The sequence below is a fragment of the Streptomyces sp. NPDC046303 genome, assembly GCF_055588085.1.
This window is the reverse complement of sequence record NZ_JBVJFA010000006.1, coordinates 206,671-228,240: the sequence shown is the minus strand read 5'-3', so window position 1 is coordinate 228,240 and position 21,570 is coordinate 206,671. Positions and strand designations below refer to the sequence as shown.

Genomic DNA, 21,570 nt, shown 5'->3' with positions numbered 1-21,570 from the left:
GGGGACAGGATGGCGATGTGCCTCTGGGGGCGGAAGCCGCACGTGCTAGCGGGAATCCGTTGCGTCGTCCTCGGTCGGGCCGGGGGCTGCCGTGCTGTCGGCGGCCTGGCCGGCGGCGCGTTCGGCGCGGAGTTCTTCAGCGACGTCGTAGGCCCGGCCCGGGTCGTAGACGGTGACCGTAGTACCGGGGCTGTGCATCGCGGCTGCCGCGGGCGTGTACCGGTAGATTTCGACGCCGCGTTGGGCGGCTATGCCGTCGACCTCGCCGACGGATACCCGCCACAGCGCGGCGGTGTGGGACCGGGTCCACCACTCGTCCGGACGCAGGAAGTCCCGCTTGACCTCCGTCTGACGCTCCACCGCCACCTGGCTCCGGCAGAGTTGCTCGGTCAACCAGCCGGTCAGTGCCTGTGCGTCGACCCGAGAGAGCGGTGCGAACGCCGCCGGTTCGCACTCCACCGTCTCGCTGCCGGTATGCAACACCACCTTGATCGACTTTCGCTGCCCCAGACTGAGTCGCTCGATGACGACGACTCGCTGCAGATCAGCCATCGCCATCGTCGATGAACGCAGGAAGCGGGCGATCACGACCTGGGCCGGAGTTCCCAGAGGGCGGAGCTCGACCCACCGCACCGTCAGGGAGACCGTGACATACATCATGGCCACGGCGAGCACGATCACTGCGACCACCGTGAGCGCCAGTAGCACCCAGAAACAGCCCCACAAGAATGAGTCGCCCGAGATCAGGGCGGCCACCAGAGCGGCCAGTAGAAGTGGGGCTGCGACCACCGGCGGGACCATGATGCTCCCGCCGATCAGGGTAGCCAGCTCGCGGACCCTGCTGGGCACAAACAGCAGCCGCCATCCGGCTTTCACGGGTAATACAACTTCCGAAAGCGAGCCTGGAGGCTGAGTTTCCATGACTCAAAGGTACGGCCCCGCAAAGGAGTTCGTAAGGCCACAGCGAGCCGTACCTTCTCGAGGACGGGAACCGCAGGCGGCAGCGTCAGCCGGCCAGGTAGCGCCTGGTCTGGCCTGGCCCGGAGGCACCTGCCCTTGACCTGCGGCGGTCAAAATTCGACGAGACAAACAGCCGAGTGGTCAAGGTTCGGTGGGACTGACCAACCTTCGGTGAGACGGGAGACATACGGACGTTAATCGTCGGTGGGGCACTCACGCATGAAATCGAACGCCTGCTTCCATTGAGGGATGAGACCACCGTTCCGCTTCCCCTAGGACCTGCTCACACTCCAAGGGCGTGGCAGCAGACCTCTGCCGCGCTCGCGCCGGCTCCCGCCGGGGCCGGTACGACCGTGCTGCGGCGCCGGCTGATCATCCTCTCCGGGAGCCTGTGCGCCCATCCCTACTGGGCGGCCCCCGCCGCCTGGCGGGCCGGCGGCGCCGAGCTGCGGCGCACCGCCCGCGACCACTCTTCAGCCCCGGAACGGGAGGAAGCAGCACGAGCGAGCAGTCCCCCACGACGCCCCGCCCGAAGGCCGTACCAGCCACCTGGGCGTGCGCACGGTGCCACCAGCCAACATGCCGCTACGGCCACGGTGGGAACCCCCTGTGTAAGCCCTGCCACCAGGCCCGGCAGGAGCAGCTCACCCGCCCCTGACCGTGACCGACCCTGCACCACCGCCCGTGCCGCGATGCCGGCGAGCCGTCGAAGAGGCCGGGCCGTGGCCAGCGCGTGGCTTGAATGGCGGCCACCAGCCAGTCGACGTGCTGCTCGAACGCGGGGTAGTCGGTCCGGCCGGCGGAAACGAAAGCCCCTAGCTGTGTTCTGTGCCGGGCTTTGTAGCAGGGGGGGGCGCTTCCACCCGTACGCGGACTTCCAACCCGCCGGAACCCGCTCCGCCCACCCCAGGTCCGCGGCTACACCAGCCGCGGGTCCGCGGGGTGACGCGGGTGGCGGAGACGGAGTGGACGGCTCAGGTGCGGGGTTCCAGGGCCCCCAGGCCCAGGGTCCGGAGCGTGTGCTCGGCCATCCGGAGGTGGCCAACGGCGTTGGGGTGGGCGGGGTCGTCGAGCCAGGCGATCGGGTCGGCGCCGTCGAAGTGCGCGTTCCAGTACGCCTCGTGGTCGACCAGCAGCGCGCCGGTCTCCTTCGCGAGCTCCCGTACGGCCTGTGCGTACGCCGGGAGCGTGCCGCGGGCCTCGCGGCCGGCGATGCTGACGAGCACCGGGGTGTGGAGGACGATCTGGGTGTGGGGACCCGTGCGCTCGAGGATCTGGCGCATGGCGTCCCGGAACTCCGCCAGCCCGGCCAGGCCGGCGCGTGCGTCGTTCGTGCCGAGCGATATGGACAGGACGTCGGGTGCGAAGCGTCCGATCAGGTGCTCGTAGGAACCGAGCACGTCCACGGCCCGCCAGCCGGAGACGCCGGTGTTGACGACGATGTCGGTCAGCCGGTCCAGCTCCCATCTGACCCGTTCCGCCAGGTGTTCCACCCAGCCGCGCGCGCCGTGGGTGTGCAGTACGGCCTGGGTGATGCTGTCCCCGGTGGCCACCCAGGTCATGGGTGCTGCAGAGAGGTGGATCATGCCGTTTTCCTCCAGTGTGTGGTCACGGCCCCGGCGGCTGCCGGCTGCCAGCTGCCCGAGGTCCTGCTCAAGATCAGAAAATAGCGCCTATGCACGCTGTTCTTCTGGGTGAGCTTCCCAGGGGGCGTTCCGGCAAGCCTCGCCGGCGGTTTCCGAGCGCCGTGAGAGTGCGGCATCCCCGGTCGCACGGCGAGGCCCCGCGCCTTTGCCGGACTCAGGGTGCGGCCCGCGCACGGGAGATGCCCTCTGTCGGGCCGGGCGGCCGAGGCATCGGTGCTGGGTGGGGTGAGGGTGGCGGCCGCGGGATGGACGAGCGTGACTTCCAGGCTCTCTCGGCTGCCCCAGGCCGAGGTGAATCGCCCGGGCAGCTGTCTCCCGGTTGCGTGGCTACGCTGCCCGTTCAGTCGTGGTGTGTGACTCGGCGCTCGCGGCCTGGAGCAGTTCCTGGCGGGTACCGCCTCGCGACATGAGGTGCAGCTTGTATCCGCCGGGCTTGCGTGCCTCGTCGGCCAGGTGCTTGACGACGCCCTTGCACACGAACTCCTTGAGCTTTGCGCCGGGGCGGCCGTCGATGTTGAACCACACCGCGACGTCAAACCGGTTGGCGAACTGGAAGATGCCGTCGCCCCGGCCCAGGCTGATGCACTGGGCGCCGAACGCCTGGTTGAGGGTCTCGGGCTGCGCGCCCGCGATCCGGCTGAGGACGGTGTCCGCGGCCCGCGCGCCCAGCGGCATCGCGGCCTGGCAGCTCATCCGCAGCGGGAGGCCTGAGGGCGCCGCCGAGTCTCCCGCCGCGATGATGCGTACGTCGCCCGCGCTGGTGAGGGTCTCGTCGGTGAGCAGGCGGCCCAGGTCGTCGGTTGGCAGTCCGCTGCGGGCGGCCAGGTCGGGAACGCCGAAGCCGGCGGTCCAGATGGTGACCTCGCTCGGCAGTTCACGGCCGTCGGCGAGCCGCACGCTGTTGCGGGTCACGGCCGTCACCGTCGCGCGGGAGCCGTCGATGACCGTGACGCCGAGTTGGCCAGCCGCTTGGCGACGGAGCGCCGACCGCGGGGGTGGAGGTACGGGCCGAGCATGCCGCCGCAGACCAGGGTTACCGCGCGTCCCTGCTCGGCCAGTTCGGCGGCGGTCTCGATGCCGGTCGGCCCGGCGCCGACCACCGTGACGGGGGCTGACTTGGGCGCGGCGTCGAGCACCGGGCGCAGTCGCTCGGCCTCCTCGAAGGTGGCGAGCGGGTACGCAGACTCGGCGGCTCCGGGCACCTCCGGGTCGGCGCTGCCGCTGCCCACGGCGTAGATGAGGTAGTCGTAACCGATTGTGTCGCCCGATGCCACGGTCACCGTGCGGTCGGCCGCGTCGATGCGGGTGGCAGTGTCGGTTCTCAGCCGAATTCCTTCGGCCAGGACGTCTTTGTAGTCGACGACTGCGGTGTCGGTGCCGCCCACCAGCTGGTGCAGGCGGATCCGGTGGACGAAGTCGGGGCGAGGGTTGATGAGGGTGACGGTCACGTCGGCGCGCTGGGTCAGCCGGTTCGCGGCCATGACGCCGGAGTATCCGCCACCGATGACTACGACGTGGGTATTCTCGGTCATCATGCTCTTCCTTCGGTTCGGGTTGGCTTCACGAAACTGTGTGATCGGTCTTGTGGCGGTTTGCGAGGTAGGTGCCCCGGCAGGTGTGGTCCCCCGCGTAGGCCCCCGCTCGGAATCACCGAGCGGCTGTGGGGGTGAGGTTGCCGTGGGCCTGTGCCGAGAGGTCCTGCCAGTCGTCCCAGGTCTTGAGCCTGTCGGCGTAGACCTGCTGGAGCAACGGGTGGAAGCCCTGGCCGAAGAGCACGCGCAGGGGCGGGTTGTCGGAGTCCACGAGCCTGAGGAGGGCTTGGGCGGCTGCAGCCGGGTCTCCCGCGGGCTGCTTGCTCATCACCGCGGCGAGGCGTCGGCGGAGAAGGTCGTAGACCGGCTTGGGTTCTGCCATATGGCCGTTGGCGAGCGGATCGGGGTTCTGTCCGGACCTGGTGGCAAAGCCGGCGGGCTCGATCACGGTCACCTTGACGCCGAAGTCGGCGACCTCCTGGGCGAGGGTTTCGTTCAGGGCCTCGAGGGCCCACTTTGATGCCTGATAGGCGCCGCCCAACGGCATCGCGATGAGCCCGGCCACCGAGGACAGCTGGATGATGTGCCCCGCGCCCTGTGCGCGCATGTAGGGCAGAGCCGCCTGGATCACCCACACCGCTCCGAACATGTTGGTCTCGAACTGGTCGCGCAGCTGCTGCTCGGTCAGCTCCTCTATCGCGCCGATCTGGGCGTAGCCGGCGTTGTTGACGACGACATCGAGACGTCCGAAGTGGTCGTGGGCGCGCTTCACGCTCTCGAGGACGGCCGGCTTGTCGGTCACGTCGAGGTCGAGGCGGAGCACGGCGTCGCCGTAGGAGGTGACCAGGCTGTCGAGGCTTGCCGTGTTCCGTGCGGTGGCGGCGACCTTGTCGCCGCGGGAGAGGGCGGCCTCGACGATGTTGCGGCCCAGTCCACGGGACGAACCGGTGACGAACCAGACCTTGCTCATGAGGGTTTCCCCACTTCTTTGGTTGACGGCTGTCGGGCACAGGACACCGATGCCCCGACCCGCTGTGACAGGTGTGGCGATGCGACCTGCACCACGACCACACTTTTCACTTCCGTGCAGTCACTGCACTACTGTGCAGCGACTGCATGAAGATATACTTATTGCAGGGCTGGGCGTCAAGGCCCGCCGATCCACCGGAAGGAGAGACACGGCCACGATGACCAGAGACGAACCGGCCCGCAGTGGAGGCCGTGAGGCGCAGCGCCGCCGCACCCGCAAAGCGATCGTCGACGCGGCGGTCCGGCTGAGCGCGGGCGGAGCGACGCCGTCCATCGACGAGATCGCGGCCGCCGCCGACGTGTCACGCCGCACGGTCTACGCATACTTCCCGAGCCTGGACCACCTGCTGATCGACGCGACCGCCGGCGCGATCAACGAACCCCCGGTCGAGGAGGCGCTGGCCGACCCCGCGCTCGCCGACGACACCGCAGGCCGGGTGGACGCCCTCATAAGGACCCTGCTGAAGTACTCGCCGCAATCACTCCCCCTGGGCCGCCGAATGATCCGCCTGACCGTGGACCCTCCGACGAGCGGCACTCCGGAGCCGGTCGGCGCCCGTCGCACCCAACGCCGGATCGTGTGGCTGGAACGTGCCTGCGAACCACTGCGCTCCACCCTGAGCGAGGAGTCGTTCCAGCGCCTGATCTCGGCCCTGACGATCGTGGTCGGCTGGGAAGCCCAGATCGCCCTGCGCGATGTCCGCGGCCTCGACCCGCAGGCCGAAGAGGAAGCCATCACCTGGGCAGCTCGCGCCCTGGTGGAAGCAGCGATCAGGGAACACGAAGTCGGCAACTCGGAACACGACACCGCCTCGAACTGACAGGCGATGGGTGCCCCGCAGGCAGCCGAGCGGAGAGCGCCCGTCGCCACCACGAGATCACGTCACGTTCATGTCTGGACCGGGGCCTGCCTTGTCCTGGTCTTCCGCGTCGCGTGGGGGCCGCCTCGGCCCCGAACCCTTCGTCAACTACCGCCGCGGCAGCGGGCCACCCTGCTGGGCGCAGTCAAGGCGAGGCGGTTCACGCGATGAAGTCGGTCACGAGCTTGACGAAGGTGTCCTCCTGCTCGAAGAACATGACATGGCCGGCATCGATCTCCGCATACGAGCTGTGCGCGATCGCGGCGTGCAGGGCACGGCTGTGCTCGACGGGGACGGTGATGTCCTGGGTGCCTCCGATGACCAGGGTGGGGGCCTGGATGTGGGGCAGCATGGGCCGGATGTCCACCTGGAGGTCGTAGGCGATGTGGCGCAGCGTGCCGGGGGTGGGCGGCATGTTGGGGATGAGGGCCTCGAACGCCTCGCGGCCGATGGAGTTCAGGAAGCCGCGGCTGAACCCGGTCATAGCGACCGCGCGGCCGAAGGAGGCGGGGTCGCAGGTGCCGAGACTCTGCCAGAGGGTGAACAGGCTGCGCAGGTACTCGTCGCTGTCGGTGTGGGCCCAGCCGGCGACCAGGACCAGCCGTCGCACCAGGTCCGGGCGCAGGGCCGTGACGGTGGCGGCGACCGTGGAGCCCATGGAGAAGCCAAGCAGGTCCACCGGCCCGTCCGCCGCGTCCTCGATGACGGCGATGACCTGCGCGGCCAGCCCCTCGGCGGTCAGCGGGGCGCCGTCGTCGACGGTGGCCTCGGTGCCGGAAAGGTCGGGGGTGATCACCGTGTGGTGCGGGGTGAACCGGGGCGTGGTCTGCCCCCAGTTGACGGAGGAGCCGGCCGAGCCGGTGCCGTGGACCAGGACCAGGGCGGGGCCTGATCCGGTCTTCTCGTAGTGGACCTGCGCGCCGTTGACGTTGACGATGGCCATCGAATGCTCCCCGATCTTCTGTGGTCGGCCGGGCGTTCGTGCTCCGGCCAAGCCCACAGTGCCGCCGCCCGCCGACAGCCGGGAGAGACCTCTCCAACCTGGGACCGGCAGTCCCTGTCTGGGGCCGCGGGACGGTCCGGCAGGATGACCGTATGAAGATCGACCGCGAGGCCCTGTCCGATTTCCTGCGCCGCTGTCGTGAGCGGGTGAGGCCCCAGGACGCCGGCCTGCCGGTCGGCCCCCGACGACGCACCCCGGGCCTACGCCGCGAGGAGGTCGCCCAGCTCGCCGGCATGTCCGCCGACTACTACATCCGCCTCGAACAAGCCCGCGGCCCGCAGCCCTCACCGGAAATGCTCGCCGCCCTGGCCCGCGCTCTACGCCTGTCCGACGACGAACGCGACCACCTCCACCTCCTCGCCGGCCGGCGCCCGCCCGCCGCCCGGACCTCGGGCGCCCACGTGAGCCCGGGGCTGCTGCACCTGCTGGACCAGCTCCCCGGCACGCCCGTCCAGGTGCTCGGCGATCTCGGTGACCTCCTGGCCCAGAACGCGATGGCAGAGGCCCTCCTGGGCGGGGTTTGTACGGTCTCCGAGCACGGCCGCAACGTGGTCTGGCGCTGGTTCGCCAACCCGGCCCAGCGCGCCGCGTATCCCCCGGAGGAGCACGCGTACTACAGCCGCCTGCACGTGGCCGACCTGCGGGCGGCCGTGGGCCGACGCGCCGGCGACCCGGCCGCGGTGCGCCTGGTGGAGCGACTGAAAGGGACCGGCGAGGAGTTCACCACTCTGTGGGAACTGCACGAGGTCTCCGTACGCCGGACCTCACGCATGCGCGTCGTCCACCCGCTGATCGGCCCAGTCGAACTGGACTGCCAGGTCCTGCTCGCCCCGGAGGGCGACCAGCGCGTGGTCCTGTACACCCCGCCCATCGGCAGCGACACCGCCGACCGCCTCGCCCTCCTCACAGTCGTCGGCACCAGCCAGTTCACAGCGCCCCACTGAGCCACTGACTCCTGCAGGCGGCGAAGAAACTCCCAGCCGCTCGGCCGGACTGCTGCTCACTCTGCTCCTGGCCCCCGCACCGCCCGTCCTCGAAACCGGCCGGCACGACGCCCTCCTGCCCCGACCCGCCACACCAACCCCCGGACACAGCCTCCCCACCCCCACCGCCACCCCCACCACGCCCCGATCCACGCGCCGACACCACCAACCAACCGAACGTGAACCGGCTCATGTTCGCCATGCCCTTCGAACCAGACGAGGAAGAAGAACACGGCGCGAAGGTCATACCCTTCCCGCGCAACCCACTGGGCGGGGGGCCTGTCAGGCCCCGCGGGAACGCCTGCTGCGCCTTGCTCGGGCCCCCCTTTTTGCCGTACGACCGGCCGCCGGGGCCGGAGGCGGCGCCTGGGCGGCTCTACGCCCACCGCGACCAGCCGCTTCTGCTGCTCGGGCAGAAGCCGCGCGCAGGACACTTGCAGCTACCCCTTGGAATCAATCAATCCAGTGTCGGGGGTGGAGGTCTCAAGCCCTGGGGACGCGGAGAGACTTCTCATTAACCCTCGGGTGTGCCGTTGTAGCAAACGGCGCGAACGAACAGGGTCTGGGGTCCAGTGCCTGTGTTCGTGGCGATCGCACTCCAACCTGACGTACCACCGTCGACGCTGATCCAAGGTTCGTCAGTCGTCTGGTCCCAGGAGTCACCGGACCCTTGCTGTTCACTCCAGCCGCCACCCGTCGCCGTCTTCCCTTCCGGGCATGGTGCAACTGCAACGGCTTCCTCGCCAGGCCCAGCGGTATCGCTCGCGGTAACGACTTCAAACCCGGTCAGACCGTTGTCGCTCGGGGGTGGAGTTGTCCCCGTAGCAGAGGCGGACTGGCTGCAGTTGATGTTCTGGGTGCCGGTGAAGGAGTTTCCTGCACCCATCTGCCCGGCGGGGAAGCAGGCGAGGGTGATCGTGGGGGTGTTGAGGAGACCGAGGCCGAGTAGTCCTTCGTTCCCGTCCGCGTGGGCCGCGGTACCACCGAGCAGTACACCCGCGGCGGCTACAGCGCAGAGAGTGCTGATCCTCTTGGCTAGCTTCACTTACTTGTCCTTCACCTAGCGGGCTGGGCAGCCGATTGCCAGGCAAAATGCTCAGCAATCGGGTCGTCAGACACGATGCGGCGCGGGCGGACCATCTCTCACCTCGCCACACTGAACCGGCGACAGTTCCCGCGTTCAGCGGTGGCAGCTGCCCCGGATGGGCGAAGCGGGCTCAATACCGGCGACGGAACGGCCAGAACCGTGTCCGCAGCCGGCTCAAGTCGTGAAAGCGAGCATCAGCAACCACGGCGACCGGGTGAACCCCGACTGCACCGCCTCGGCCCCACTCCGCCCGACGCGCGCCAACACCGTCAACCGCTCAGGACAGACCACGGCGGCAGCAGCGGCAGGAACGGAACCGAGCCGCCATTCCACTCAAACCGCCCGCAACACATCCGCATCCGCCGGCGGCCGCGGGCCACGGCCCGAGGAAGGGCCGCTAGACAGAAGATGTGCCAGAGCCGGTTCTCGTGAAAAGCCAGCTGGGTGATCTTTCCGCCGTCTGGGTATCAGGACAAGGGTGATCGGCGAGCGAGGGGGCGACTTCGCATGGGGGCAGCGGACAAACAGGACCTTGAGGACGGGGAAGGCTGGCTAACGAAGGCCGAAGTCCGTGACATCTGGCCGCAGATCAGACCGAGCAGCATCAGGGCGGTGGCGCGGGCCAACAGCGTACGTACCTCGGGTGCGCCCTCCCCGGACCTGACCCGCGAGCCGACCTACCACGCGGCCGACGTACGCCACGTGGCAGCGCGGATCGCCCGGGGTGAGGCCGATGTCGCGCCCTGGCAGCATGCCGACTCCGACACTGCACGCGACGACGCAGCACCCAGCCCACCGGTTCGGCAGCCCGTCAGTTGGGGGCCCGACACCGTGCCGGGGCTGATCCTGCTGGCAATCATCGTAGGGCTCATCCTCTTGGGCCTGACCTCTCCCGACAACCACGGCACGGTAACGAACTTCGTGCGCTGACTGCGCTTAGTAGCGGTTGCTCATCCCGCCCCCGCCGACGGCCTGCTCAGTACACCTGCAAGGCAGGCTGGCGCATGTCCAGGTCGCGCGGCTGGTCCCCCATCGCGCCCAGTCCAGCGGCTACTGCGCGGCGGCGTTCCCTTGTTAGCCGGTGTGGGGATCCTCGTCGGCAGGGTCGGGCGAGCGGCCGAACGTTCCACAGGCGCCGGGGCCGGGGGCGCGTGCCGCCGTGACAGCCGCGGCGTCGGCGACTTCCCGAACGCGGCGGTCGACGTACGGGCGTACCCGATGCGGACCGGGCGTTCGGTGCCCGAGGTAGCCCAAAGCCGCCTGTCATGATCCGCCATCGGACTCATTGGCTCGCCGTCCCGGAATGTCCGCGTTCCGCCCCACCCTTTCGGTGGCGACCGGTGCCCGGGGCCAACGGATTACGTCCGGTGCCGGGGCCAGTCGTCTCGGCCTGGTCGGCGGCCGTGGCTTCGGGTGCAGGGCTGAGGGCGCGGCAGGCCGCCGCGTAGTTCGCCACCATCGTCAGCGCCTGCCAGGCGAAGCCGTCCCATTCCAGGATCACGCGCGGGGCGTCGGGGTCCAGGTGGGCGGCGCGCTGTGGGCCGGTGGAGAGGGTGATTGCCGTCTTGTCGCCGGGCTTGCGCAGGCGTCCTTGGCGTCGTGCGGCCCACCGGTCGAGGGGTTCGTCGTCCATGGGTCAGGCGCGGTCGGCGAGGAACAAGGCGAGCGGGCCGCCCTGGAGGAGGAACTTGCCTTCGACCGCAGCAGTGATGGCATCCCGCATCGGCCACCAGGTGAGCTTGAAGTCCACTTCGTCGTCGGCGAGCTGCTGCGGCCCGAGCGTCAGGCCCGAAGCCTCGAAGAGGTGGATGCGGGCGGTCGTACGGGCGGTGATCGCGTAGGAGCCGAGAGGGCGCCACGACGAGGCGGTGATACCGGCCTCCTCCAGCAGCTCCCGCCGGGCGCATCCCTCGGCGGTCTCCCCGTCCTCTCGCCGCCCCCCGGGCAGGAACAGGTAGTCGTCGCCGTGGCGAGGGAAGCGGGCGGTCAGGACCGCGACCAGGCCGTGGACGTCGCGGGCGACGATGACGGAGGCATCCCGCTCGGGCTGTGTGTCGGTCATGGGTCGAGCGTAGGACGCTACCCGACCAACGTGCAGGCGAACGGCACGGTGATCACCGTGGGGTGGATGATTCCGCGCCCGTAATATCCGTCCTCCCCGAAGGCGTCGCCGTGGTCCGCGCACATGATGACGAGCCAGCGCTTCGTGCTGGTGAGGCCGGTGACCAGGCGGCCGAGGTGTTCGTCGGCGTAGGCGAGGGCCGCGCTCTGGGGTGCCTACGTGTCGGTGCTCAGCCCGAGGTAGTGGCCGTGGGGGACGTGGGTGGCGGAGACGTTGACGAACAGGAACAGCCGCCGGTTTTCATGCTGACGGGCAAGGCCGAGGGCTTCATCGGCCTGGTGGCGGGTGGAGTCGGGTTCGGGTGAGCAGAACTCCGGTCGCCAGTGGTCCTCGTCGAATAGTTCCGGCAGGACGGAGCCGAGCGGGGTTTCCCGGGAGAAATAGGTGACTCCGCCGACGCACACGGTGCGGTATCCGTGCTGGACTAGCCCGGTGAGGAGGTTGGGGGCGGTGTCCTCCTGGCTCGCTGCTCATCCCGGCATCAAGGTCATCTGCCGGGATCGATCAGCATGTTCAGCCAGGCCGCAGCCCGCGCGGCCCCCGACGCGATCCAGGTGGCAGATCACTGACATCTGCTTCACTCGCTCGCCCGTCCGTTGAAAGAACCGCTCACCTGCTCCGTGCCTGCCTACGCAAAGACGCCGAAGTCGACGATCCAGAACCGCGCCAGGGGCAGCCGTCCTCACCAGCTTTGGCGGCGCTGACGAGGCCGCCGGCACCCGACGGCGGCTGGACGATCAGTGCGATCGCAAGGCGGCTGGGCCGAGACCGCAAGACCGTCCGCCACTACCTGGCCACCGACCTCGACCAGATCCTCGCCTCCGCGCGGGAGCGCCGCCCCAACGGCCACGTGAATCGCTTCAAGCCCTACGTGCCGGCACCGCCGTACCCGAACCCGCCGGCCAATACCCAGCCACCTCGGCGCATCACCACCTGGATCACGCGCCGGCCCGAGTCCCTCACCACAGCCAGCGCGAGCAGCTCAACCAAATTCATGCCTGCCCGGACCTGGCCACCGCCCGCGACCTGGCCCATGAGTCAGCGCCATCGCCCGCGAACGCCGAGGTCTCGACCTCACCCAGTGGATGGCACGAGCTCTGGACCAGGGGCCGCCACCCGTCCAGGGCTTCGCCGCGTTCCTGCAAAACGACTGGGATGCCGTCATCAACGGCCTCACCCTGCACTGGAGCTCCGGCGCTGTCGAAGGACAGGTCACACGGATCAAACGCCGGTCATACGGGCGCACCTCATTCGCCCTGTTGCGGACCTTCGTCCTCGCACAGCCACCGTGATGTCCCACCTCAGCCGAACCGCGCGTCTCAGAAATCCGCATCACGCCGTGGGTACGCACGGCGAGTACACGATCAACAGGATTCACCAGCTCCTGGTGAGCGATGGCCAGGAGCTGAGGTGGTACTTCGCCTGCGAGCAGCCCGGTTACGTATGCGAGGGCATGCGTCGGGGAGAGTCCGACCACCTTCCGGCGAAGGGAACGGACAGCGGCCATGCGCCCGCCCGCTGCTTCAGCTGTCGTCCGTAGCTCGTCGTGGAGATCATCCACCGGAGTGCGGACCGGCAGTCCTCGGATACGACCACGGTAGTCGTCCTCCCACGCCCCCTCGATCTCGGAGAGGACCCCAATCGAGTGCAGCCCGCCGTCGATGCGGTCGACCAGATACGGACCGTGTCCTACCAGCATCGCGGCTGCGTTGCGCGTTCGCGCATACTCCTCGGATTGGACGTAGACCTTCCAGACAAGCTCGTGCTCGTCTACGTGCACGACCACGCTACGAGGGAACTGCTCGACGCCAGCGGCACCCCCCGCCTGATGGCCACGCTCCAGCTCTTCCTCAACGATGCGTACTGCCTCATCCCGTTCGATCACGACCGCAGCATCACTCAGCACGTCACCTCGCCACCAGCGGATTTCCCCCACCAGGCTCTCTCACGTGCAGGGGTCGGCATGGCTGCGCCGGCTGTCCAGATCTCCATCACCACCGTGACGGGCCAAATCCAGCGTCCAGCCAGGGACATAGACGAGTGGACGGCCGCGCCGTACGCTCCGATCGGCAAGTACACCTGGAAGTTCGGCATGGAGCGGACCAAGAAAGGTCTTCAGCCCTACTACCTTGCCGGGGACCCGGACGCTCCACCCTGTACCACCTCAAGCGAACGTGACCGGATCGAGCCCGCGTCAACAGAATGACCTCCGGATGGAAAATCTTGCAGAGCCATTCTCATGAGTACGCGGACACCTGTTGCGAAAGTGTCGGAAGTGACGTTTCGCAACGGATCTGATTCGATGCCACGCGGCACTGTCTATGCCGTGGGTCCCGGATTGTTGACGCGTTGTGGGTTTTGATCCGAAAGGCGACCGAGTCGCTCGGTGAGGGCATCGATGTGCTCTGGCTGAGCCAGGACAGACATCGCCGCTTCTTGTCTGCGATGGAGTGCGGCGACGTCTTGACGCAACACGCGAAGGCGCGCATGCATCCGTAACCGCGTCTGCCATGGGTACCACAGCGCCCGGAGCAGATGTTGAGCTGTCCCCTGCCGATATTCCTCACACTGCGTCATGAGTTCTTCGAGCGACTCACCCAGGACACCGCCCAGGTGGAGATCGACCACTCTGATGACCTCGCATTGCAAGGCACGTTCCTCGCTGCCTCCGGCGAAGTCCAAGACCCTGCGGGGTATGCCCGCCGAGAGCGCAGCCACCACAAGATCTGAGATCGCTTCCCGCTGGGCGTACTCGGCGTCATGGCCATCCTCCAGAACCGCCGTGACGCCAAAACGTGCCGTGGCAAGCAGTCGTGCCCCGGATAAGTGCCGCGCCGCACTCCCCCTCCGGCTAGGCACGATGTCGCAAACCCTGTCGCGCACCGCTGCGACGCGGAGGAGCTGTTGCATGACCGCTGCTCGTTGCTGCCTACGTTCCTGGTTCTTGGAGAGGTAGTTGGTCACCGCGGCGCCGACCACACCGCCGCCCGTGGTATATGCCAGGTCCATCCATCCAGGCATGAAAGCCGCCTCACTGTGCCGGGAGCAAGCAAACCAATTCCAACCGAAACGGTCCGAGCGTAAGCGGGCCGCTGGCCCAGGGGAAGACCGAGATCACGTGAAGGCAGTGTGGACCCAACACGACTGCCAGGCACCCGGCGGGCGCCGGCTCACCGGTCGCAGCCACTCGTTGAGGACTGTGACCAGCACGGTCGCCTCGTAGCGGACAGCAGGCTTGTCGGATCTCGTGGCCACGGCCGGGTAGCGCTTGAGGCGATTGATCCCGCACTCGACGGCATGCCGCTCGCGGTAGTCCCCCGTGTCGAACTCGGGTGGCCGACCGCCTCGAGAGCCGAGCTTCTGGCGGTTGCGGACTCGGTCGACCGGGACCGGGATGGTCGCCCAATCCCGCATCTGTGCAGGTAGGCCAGGTTTCGGCGGGAGTCGTACGCCTTGTCGGCCCGCGCCCGGTCCGGGCGTCTGCGGGACCGCCCGCGCCCCAGCCTGGGCACCCGGATTGCCTCCAGGACCGGCTCGAACTGCGGAGAATCACCCCGCTGCCCGGCCGTGATCACCACCGACCAAGACTTCCGTCCCTGCTCGACGGCGAGCTCGAACCGGCAGCGATCACCCTGAACGGCAGATCAGCCGGCGGCGGACCGGCCGCCGCCAAAGGCGGGACGTCGCCGGAACGTCCAGGCGCAGCCGCTTGAACCCGACGGGGTGCCGGAAGATCCCCCGTGGTCCACGGCCCGGTCGGCGCTGGCTTCCGCGACCAGCTCCGGGCGGACAAGAACCGCGTCCAGGACATCACGCGCCCCCCACGCCGCCGCCCCCGGCCGCCCGTCCAGGGGCGCCCGGGGGCGGCTACCTCAGGTGCTCGCCGACCTGCCGGGCCTGCTCCGGACGCAGCGGGACCGTCCGGCCGACCCCGCGCAGGTCGCCGGATGGGTCGTGGCGTCCCAGGACGAGGAGCTGCGGACGATGGATATCAACGAGCAGATCGAGGCGGCACGGAGGTGGGAACACCGGGAACCCGGACACCGGCCACGACCCGAACTCGGCCGAGCTGATGCGCACGGCGGGATTCCTGGAGCGGATAGCCGCGTTGTCCTCTCATCCTTTCCGCACGGCAAGGTCCGTCTCCTCGGCCGACCAGTCGGTGAACATGTCCAGTGCGGGACCAGCGAACTCGTCCTCGTCGCTGTCGTCGAACAGATGGGTCAGCCGGAGCACCTCGGCACCGAACAATCGGCGGGATGGGTCCGGGCTCGTCCGCAGCGTTGCGGCAGTGTCCAGGTCGCCTGGTCGCGACGACCAGCCAGCAGGATGGCGACACTGCTCATGTCGTGTGGTTCTCCTGGCCAGCGTGGGCCAACGCGCGGTCCATTAGCTCGTCGAACGAGGTCCGGACCCCAAGCAGTTCCTCGGCGTACGTGAGGATCGCCCCATGGCCGTCCCGCACGGTCATGCCACCAAGGGTGAACTCGTCGACGCTGTTGTACTCATCGTCTTGAACTGGCGTACGGGCGATGGCATCCCGGGAACCTGTACGGCGGCGCAACTCGGCCTCGCCCCCGTCTCGTGCCAGCGGCGCGCGAGGTTCCGCGCCTCCAGGAGTTCAGATTCGGGGTACCTGCCGCGGACCTTGTGGCCTAGGAGCGCCTCGAACAGAGCGGGCGAAGGAGGTCCTCCTGCCTGCTCTGGCCGGGATCCGCACCGTACTGGAGCAGCAGTTGCGCGATGTGCCCGGCACGCATCCGGACCGCCAGGCAAAACGCGGCATCCCGAAGATCAGGGTCGCTGTCCTCGTCGAGAAGGATCCTCACCAAGTCCGTGTCTCCAGCCCGGACCGCGGAGATCACGGCGGACTCGCCGTCCACCGCATTGCTCGCACTCTTGCCCACGCCCATGATCCTGCTCCCCCCGTAACGCCAGACCCGCGGGCAGCTGCCGCTCAGCGGCCGCCACCAGGTCCGGGAAACGGTCTTGAATCAGGGACCCACGGCGGGTCTGCAACAACACCCGCCCACCCGGGCCGGCCGGGGTGAAGAGAATCGCGTGATCGACAGAGAAGGACCTCCTATGCCTGACGACATGCCTTGTCAGTCAGACCCTGACGGCGCGGTGGCGGGCCAAGACGCGGCTCGGCGCAGCGGTCTGGCTGATCGCCGGTTTCGGTGGAGGGCTCATCCCGCTCAGGTAGTACCTCAGCTGTGTGAGCTCTCCGCCGCACGGGGGAGACGAACCGTTGTAGTGGACGATGCGTCTCTGCCATGTCCACGGCCAGCATGTAGATCATGACGACAGCCTCTGCTCCACTCTCTGCCGCCTCCATTGTCCCCGCGCCCGTCTGGGCCCGCCGCGCAGCCCACGCCATCGCCCTGTGCGTCCTCCCATCCGGCCTGTGGCGCATCGCCATGGCATCCGGTGTCTACGTCGGCTACAGCGACCAAGTCCTGCGCGACGTCTTCGACATCCCGGGCTGGGGCATCGCGTACGTCGTCGGCCTTTCCATCATCGCCGAGCTGGCCGCCCTGTTCCCGCTACTCCTCGTCAGCGACCGGTGGCGGCCACTGCGGCCCCGGCCCCTCGCCGCGCTGGCCTGGACCGCCTCGTCCGTCTCGGTCCTGGTGGCACTGTGGCAACTCGTGGTCGCCTTCACCGTAGAGAGCCAGACCTATATGTCAAGCGGTGCGGCACAGACCGTCTGGGCCCTCACCTTCGCCCCGTTGTGCGCCATCCCGGTCCTGATGGCGGCCGTGACGTGGTCATACACGAAGCGGCACCGGGCGGCATGACCCCGACCACATGTACCCACAGAAACTTGGGCCGGTGGCGGGGGCGGAGATGCTTCGGCATGTCGGCTCCACCGCCTCGACTGCTTCCGGGGTTGGCCGGGCGCGCCTGTCGCTTCAGCCGCATACGGCTCTTCACCAAGATGGCGGGGCGGCTTCGTGGAGCGCGCCCCGCTCCCCGGATGGCACGGAACCAGGCACTGCCTCCAACACCGATAGCCGCCCACCCACACACACGCGACAGCAGACCGGCGGCGTGGAGTTGGGGAGTGGACCGCTGCACGTCGGAGATGCGGACGGCATCGGGTGGTAGGTCACCTGCTCGGTGAGGGGGTGGCACGGTGCTGGCGTCCGGGCCGTCCGGCGACAGGGGCGGGTGCCGAGGTCAGGCACCGGGGCGTAGCTGGACCCACTGCGCGGTGCTCGGTACGCCCTTCTCGTCGAGCAGGAAGAGCATGTAGTACCCGGGAGGTGCCTCCTTGGCGGACTGCGGGGTGCGCAGCACGAGGTCGTTGCCGGAGCGGCTGGCGATGGGCAGCTCCAGGTGCCGCTGGCTGGTGTTCACCGAGTGGGTGGAGGTGATGGGGGCCACCAGGACGGCCCGGCTGACCCGGTCCGGGGTGCTGGTGCGCGCCCGGAAGGTGGATGCGTAGCGCTGCGCGCCCTTCGGGACGGCGGTCAGTTGGGGGCGGGGGCCCTGGTGCAGGTAGGACGGCTCGTAGATCTCGATGGTGCCGTTCATCCCTGACTTGATGTCGGGGTTGTTGGCGATCTGCTGGAGCTCGTCGCCGGTGAGCATGATGCGTCCGTCGGGCAGGATGACGGCGTTGGAGTGGTATCCGCGCGGCAGCCGCTGGTGCGGCCCGAGCCGCCACGTGCCGTCGGCGTCCCGTAGTTCGGTCTGGCGGTACTTCAGGTCCGCGTTGGGGTTGTAGGGGCCGTTGCCGTAGTCACGGATGTCGTAGGCGCCGTTGACGGTGAACAGCTTGCCGTCGGGCAAGATGAGGGTGTTGTCCTGGGTGCGGCCGAAGGCACGGGGGGTGTCCTTGGTCCAGCTTCCGGCGGCGAACTTGTAGGTGTTGGGGTCGTTGCGGTTCCCGCCGAGGATCAGCGCGGAGTCCGGGCCGTTGGAACCATTGGGCAGGGCGACGGCGGAGCCGTAGTTGCGCATGCCGCCGTCGGGCCGGTCGGGCAGCTTGCGGCGGGTCTCGGTCTGCGGGTCGAAGACGAACTGCTCGTCGAAGTTGCGGCCGAAGCCGTAGATCAGTCCGTCCCTCAGGGAGAACAGATGGGGGTAGTCCATCTTGTACGGGGCGTCCGTCTTCCACAGGTCGAGCGCCCGGCCCTTGGGTGCGACGGCCGGGTCGTACGAGACGGGAGTGCCCTTGGCGGGGAAGCGCTCGATCCCCGTCGACAGGTCGCCCCAGCCGATGTCCGACTGACCGGACGTGACGAACTGCCGCCCGTCGGCGCCGGTCACCACGGTCGGGTACCAGCGTCCTTCGGCCATGTCCTTCTGCTGGTGCCAGGTCTCGGTCCACGGGTCGAAGACGAGCGCGAGCTTGGCACCGGTGCCGCCGTTGCCGCCCAGGTTGCCGCCGAAGACGCCGACCATGCCGTTCGGCAGATAGGCTTGTCCGGCGCAGAAGACCGGGGCGGGCCGCGGCTCTCCCTTGCCGTCGGGCATGTCGACCACGGGCGGCGGCACGGCCTTGAAGGCGTTGCTTCCTTCGCCCTTGGCGGGATCCCATACGTAGGCCCGTCCGGCGTTCTCCTTGCCGATGATGTCGGTGGGCGCGGGCTCCTTGGTCGGGTTCTCCTCGATGGCCTCGAAGGAGAAGAGCAGGACCTTCCCGGTGGGCAGCAGGGCGACGTGGTCGCCGAAGTCGGGGCTGGAGAAGTAGTCGGTGAACTTCCCGAACTCGGCCGCGTCGAACGCGGCGTTGAGCTTGCGCTGCGAGTCGGTGAGCCGGTTGTAGCGCAGCGTCCGGGTGGTCTGCGGGTAGTCCGAGGTGATGGTGTGCAGACCGATGCGATCACGGGCCCGCTGCTCGGCGACAGCCTGACCCAGCGCCTTGACCTCAGCGGGGCGTACCTCCTTGCGGACCTGGTCGTCGGTGATGCGCACTCCGCCCGGGCGGACGTCGGAAGCGTACGCCGCGGGCGGCGCCGAGCCGATGGATGGAACGGTCGCGCGGGCGGGTGCGGTGATGGACAGGGCAATCGCGGCACAGCCGGCCGCGAGAGCCCACCTCCCTCTGCGGGGCATGAGGCTCCTCATGAAGGCGTGATGACGGTCCCCGGGTAACACCCGGGACGGCCACGCAAAGTAACTGAACGCGCACAGTAGAGCACACACTGTAGCGACAGGCGAGCAGACGCTCGACTGAAACGATTCGCCTCGATCCATGGCATGTCACTGTGCGTGTCCGCTGTGGAGTCGGCCGCCGCGCTGCTGCAATGGCCTCGACCCCGACCCCATCGCTGTAAGGGAGTACTACTGCCATGGACACGAGAACTCGTATCGCCGTTGCGGCTGTTGCAGGTGTAGCGGCCCTGCTCGGTCCCGTAGCCACCCAGGCCGCAGCCCTGCCACTGGACGCCGGATCCCACATCACCGGCCAGGTCATCCCGGGCGGCGCCGACGGCCAGCCCCACGAGCTGTTTTGCCCCGCGCCCCAGAGCGCCTACAGCGGTGGCTTCGCCATCTCCGCGAGCGAGGGCGCACATCTCGCGCCGGAACCGGCCGACGTCATCGAGAGCCACCCGAACGCGAACGCCACCGGCTGGATCGTCACCGTGCGCAAGCACCAGATCCGCTCGTCGCAGCCCGAGCACCCGGACCACTCCGGGAACCCCGAGCACCCCGAGCGCCGCCCGAACCCCGACGTGGAACCCGCCGATCTGGTCATCCACCTCACGTGCACGGAGGGCACGCCCACGCACGGCATGTGACCGCCACGCGACAGGCCGTTGCCCGGAGCCTGGCAACGGCCTGCCCGTAAGCCCCTGCGCCCGGAGCAGGCCCCCCACCGGTCGCGGAGCACCTGGCCGCCGCCGACGCCGGCCGGTCGCTCCATGCGCAAGCGGCGTCGACACCCTGACCGGCACCGCCGTTCAGGGCTTGCAGAGGACGCTGGTGAAGGTCATATAGCCGGCTCTGTGCGCACGGCCTGGCCTCGGCCTCAGCCGCGTGCTCTCCAATTTGGTGAACTTCGACCCGCAGCCGCCTCCAGTTCGTCGCCGACCACCAGGACGCCTTTGGCGGGCCCTGGCACCCAGCGCCGCTCCGAGATCGTGCAGCTTGCTGTGGGCCTCCCTTGAGTGGCGGGCCGATGCCGTCGCGCTATACCACTCGAGTAGATCGTCAACCAGCAACAGCGCCGCAACCGACCCGATACAGACCAGCTCGCCGCCCTCGCCTCCCTCGGAGTGGAGTGGCGCAGCCGAGCAGGCCGTGAATCGCTACACCGAACCAGACTCCCGGAGCATCCGGAACTCATCGCCGCGCCACGCGGAACCACGCAGTGTGTCCGGCCCCACCGAGGCGGTCACGGAGCGCTGCCCCGTCCGGGGCGGCGTGTCAAGTCCCGAGTTTCCGGGCCATGACCGCGGGCCGCCGCCTGAGGCCCAATGGAGGCACGGAAACCCCCGCCGGGACGGCACCAGCCGGCCGCCTCGTCCGGGCCCCACCCTCAGCGACCACCCCCTCAAGGACCCTCTCCCATGGCCATCACCAGGACCCGCCGCCTCGTTCCTCTCATGATCGCCACGACCCTCGCGACCGCAGGCCTCTCCCTCACCGCCACCTCGGCGTTCGCCGCCCCGGCCTCCCCCGCCATGGGAGTCACGACCGACGTCGACCCCTCCCGCCTCCTCGACGTCTTCAGCAAGGGCGGCGGCGCCGGAGACGGCACCCAGCCTCCCGCCAGCGGCGAGACCGAGCCCCCCACCGGCGGCGCCGGCGGTACCGACATGTCCGGCGTCATTGGGGGCACTGGCGGCAGCGGGGGCAACGGACACGACGATGGGGATCCCAACACCCACGACCTGGACATCGTCATCTACGACGACTCCGAGCTCGGCGGTCACTACCCCTCCGAGAGCCGCACCGACGACGCGCGCCCCGGCCCGATCATGAACGATGCCCCGCCGAACCCCGCCGGCACGGACAACGGGAGCACGGACGACGCGAGCAACGGCAGCAGCAGCAGCCATAACAGCGGTCACGGTGGCGTCAGCGGACCCCCCGAAAGCACCGGGCAGGGTGACCCCGGCCCCCGCGACGACATCGATTTCGGCGGCTGGAACGGCCCCAACCCCAACGCCGGACCCGTCGTCAACTGACCCCTCAAGGGCCGCCACCACACGGCGGCGGCCCTCACCTCTCCGTCCCTCAGCTCACGGACTTCATCGCCGGGCGGGACATCGACAACCCAGTGTCCCCGGCCATCCCAGCCGTAGCCGTAGCCGGCCCATCTCCGCCCGCCGCATGCCCAGGCCTCGGCACCGCCGACACGGCGCAAGACATGCCCCTCCTCGCGCATGCC

The 21,570-nt window shown here is 68.9% G+C and carries 19 protein-coding genes and 3 pseudogenes; 7 read left to right on the top strand and 15 right to left on the bottom strand.

Annotated elements, in window-relative coordinates; all coding sequences use genetic code 11:
* Positions 1–45 precede the first annotated feature (45 nt).
* The 4 genes and pseudogenes from ACZ6I1_RS09205 to ACZ6I1_RS09190 all read right to left on the bottom strand — a co-directional run bounded on the left by ACZ6I1_RS09205 (position 46) and on the right by ACZ6I1_RS09190 (position 5,108).
* Positions 46–921: a hypothetical protein gene (locus ACZ6I1_RS09205; protein WP_469284855.1), complete on the bottom strand. Its 876-nt coding sequence runs from the start codon at positions 919–921 to the stop codon at positions 46–48.
* 1,013 nt (positions 922–1,934) lie between these two features.
* Positions 1,935–2,546 (bottom strand): SGNH/GDSL hydrolase family protein, encoded by a 612-nt coding sequence (locus ACZ6I1_RS09200; protein WP_469284853.1) that lies wholly within the window; start codon positions 2,544–2,546, stop codon positions 1,935–1,937.
* Between the two features lie 387 nt (positions 2,547–2,933).
* Positions 2,934–4,138: pseudogene (locus tag ACZ6I1_RS09195) on the bottom strand (NAD(P)/FAD-dependent oxidoreductase).
* A gap of 115 nt (positions 4,139–4,253) precedes the next feature.
* On the bottom strand, positions 4,254–5,108 hold the full coding sequence (locus tag ACZ6I1_RS09190) for an SDR family NAD(P)-dependent oxidoreductase (protein WP_469284850.1): 855 nt from the start codon (positions 5,106–5,108) through the stop codon (positions 4,254–4,256).
* A gap of 217 nt (positions 5,109–5,325) precedes the next feature.
* On the opposite strand from ACZ6I1_RS09190, the gene ACZ6I1_RS09185 reads away from it, so the two are divergent.
* Positions 5,326–5,988, top strand: coding sequence for a TetR/AcrR family transcriptional regulator (locus ACZ6I1_RS09185; protein WP_469284848.1), 663 nt, complete (start codon positions 5,326–5,328; stop codon positions 5,986–5,988).
* A gap of 199 nt (positions 5,989–6,187) precedes the next feature.
* Here ACZ6I1_RS09185 and ACZ6I1_RS09180 read toward each other — a convergent pair whose 3' ends face one another.
* Entirely contained in the window at positions 6,188–6,970 is a 783-nt protein-coding gene (locus ACZ6I1_RS09180) for an alpha/beta fold hydrolase (protein ID WP_469284846.1), read from the bottom strand.
* Positions 6,971–7,122: 152 nt separating this feature from the next.
* Between ACZ6I1_RS09180 and ACZ6I1_RS09175 the strand changes: the two genes are divergently transcribed.
* Complete coding sequence (locus tag ACZ6I1_RS09175; RefSeq protein WP_469284844.1) at positions 7,123–7,974, top strand: helix-turn-helix transcriptional regulator; 852 nt, start codon at positions 7,123–7,125, stop codon at positions 7,972–7,974.
* A gap of 1,633 nt (positions 7,975–9,607) precedes the next feature.
* On the top strand, positions 9,608–10,030 hold the full coding sequence (locus ACZ6I1_RS09170) for a hypothetical protein (protein WP_469284841.1): 423 nt from the start codon (positions 9,608–9,610) through the stop codon (positions 10,028–10,030).
* Positions 10,031–10,382: 352 nt separating this feature from the next.
* Here the strand turns inward: ACZ6I1_RS09170 and ACZ6I1_RS09165 are convergent, their stop codons facing one another.
* The 4 genes and pseudogenes from ACZ6I1_RS09165 to ACZ6I1_RS09150 all read right to left on the bottom strand — a co-directional run bounded on the left by ACZ6I1_RS09165 (position 10,383) and on the right by ACZ6I1_RS09150 (position 11,626).
* A complete protein-coding gene (locus tag ACZ6I1_RS09165; protein ID WP_469284839.1) occupies positions 10,383–10,733 on the bottom strand; it encodes a DUF6087 family protein in 351 nt (116 codons plus the stop codon).
* A gap of 3 nt (positions 10,734–10,736) precedes the next feature.
* On the bottom strand, positions 10,737–11,162 hold the full coding sequence (locus tag ACZ6I1_RS09160; protein ID WP_469284837.1) for an NUDIX hydrolase: 426 nt from the start codon (positions 11,160–11,162) through the stop codon (positions 10,737–10,739).
* Positions 11,163–11,179: 17 nt separating this feature from the next.
* Positions 11,180–11,353: pseudogene (locus ACZ6I1_RS09155) on the bottom strand (STM4013/SEN3800 family hydrolase); the annotation flags it as partial.
* Positions 11,354–11,377: 24 nt separating this feature from the next.
* On the bottom strand, positions 11,378–11,626 hold the full coding sequence (locus ACZ6I1_RS09150) for a hypothetical protein (RefSeq protein ID WP_469284835.1): 249 nt from the start codon (positions 11,624–11,626) through the stop codon (positions 11,378–11,380).
* A gap of 642 nt (positions 11,627–12,268) precedes the next feature.
* Here ACZ6I1_RS09150 and ACZ6I1_RS09145 point away from each other — a divergent pair.
* A complete protein-coding gene (locus ACZ6I1_RS09145; protein WP_469284965.1) occupies positions 12,269–12,514 on the top strand; it encodes a transposase in 246 nt (81 codons plus the stop codon).
* 392 nt (positions 12,515–12,906) lie between these two features.
* Here the strand turns inward: ACZ6I1_RS09145 and ACZ6I1_RS09140 are convergent.
* The 5 genes and pseudogenes from ACZ6I1_RS09140 to ACZ6I1_RS09120 all read right to left on the bottom strand — a co-directional run.
* Positions 12,907–13,107 (bottom strand): annotated as a pseudogene (locus ACZ6I1_RS09140) (YrhB domain-containing protein); the annotation flags it as partial.
* A 434-nt stretch (positions 13,108–13,541) separates the two neighbouring features.
* Positions 13,542–14,231 carry a hypothetical protein gene (locus ACZ6I1_RS09135; protein WP_469284833.1) on the bottom strand — a complete coding sequence of 230 codons (690 nt, stop codon included), beginning with the start codon at positions 14,229–14,231 and terminating at the stop codon, positions 13,542–13,544.
* Between the two features lie 858 nt (positions 14,232–15,089).
* Positions 15,090–15,302: a hypothetical protein gene (locus tag ACZ6I1_RS09130; protein ID WP_469284831.1), complete on the bottom strand. Its 213-nt coding sequence runs from the start codon at positions 15,300–15,302 to the stop codon at positions 15,090–15,092.
* A gap of 36 nt (positions 15,303–15,338) precedes the next feature.
* Positions 15,339–15,473 (bottom strand): hypothetical protein, encoded by a 135-nt coding sequence (locus ACZ6I1_RS09125; protein ID WP_469284829.1) that lies wholly within the window; start codon positions 15,471–15,473, stop codon positions 15,339–15,341.
* Positions 15,474–15,877: 404 nt separating this feature from the next.
* Entirely contained in the window at positions 15,878–16,135 is a 258-nt protein-coding gene (locus ACZ6I1_RS09120; RefSeq protein WP_469284827.1) for an ankyrin repeat domain-containing protein, read from the bottom strand.
* A gap of 387 nt (positions 16,136–16,522) precedes the next feature.
* Here ACZ6I1_RS09120 and ACZ6I1_RS09115 point away from each other — a divergent pair, with 387 nt between their 5' ends.
* Positions 16,523–17,023 (top strand): hypothetical protein, encoded by a 501-nt coding sequence (locus ACZ6I1_RS09115; RefSeq protein ID WP_469284825.1) that lies wholly within the window; start codon positions 16,523–16,525, stop codon positions 17,021–17,023.
* A 382-nt stretch (positions 17,024–17,405) separates the two neighbouring features.
* On the opposite strand, the gene ACZ6I1_RS09110 is transcribed toward ACZ6I1_RS09115, so the two are convergent.
* Positions 17,406–19,148, bottom strand: a complete 1,743-nt coding sequence (locus tag ACZ6I1_RS09110; RefSeq protein ID WP_469284824.1) for a galactose oxidase-like domain-containing protein — start codon at positions 19,146–19,148, stop codon at positions 17,406–17,408.
* Positions 19,149–19,525: 377 nt separating this feature from the next.
* Between ACZ6I1_RS09110 and ACZ6I1_RS09105 the strand changes: the two genes are divergently transcribed.
* Positions 19,526–19,975 carry a hypothetical protein gene (locus ACZ6I1_RS09105; RefSeq protein WP_469284822.1) on the top strand — a complete coding sequence of 150 codons (450 nt, stop codon included), beginning with the start codon at positions 19,526–19,528 and terminating at the stop codon, positions 19,973–19,975.
* A 771-nt stretch (positions 19,976–20,746) separates the two neighbouring features.
* Entirely contained in the window at positions 20,747–21,367 is a 621-nt protein-coding gene (locus tag ACZ6I1_RS09100) for a hypothetical protein (RefSeq protein WP_469284820.1), read from the top strand.
* Positions 21,368–21,570: the final 203 nt, after the last annotated feature.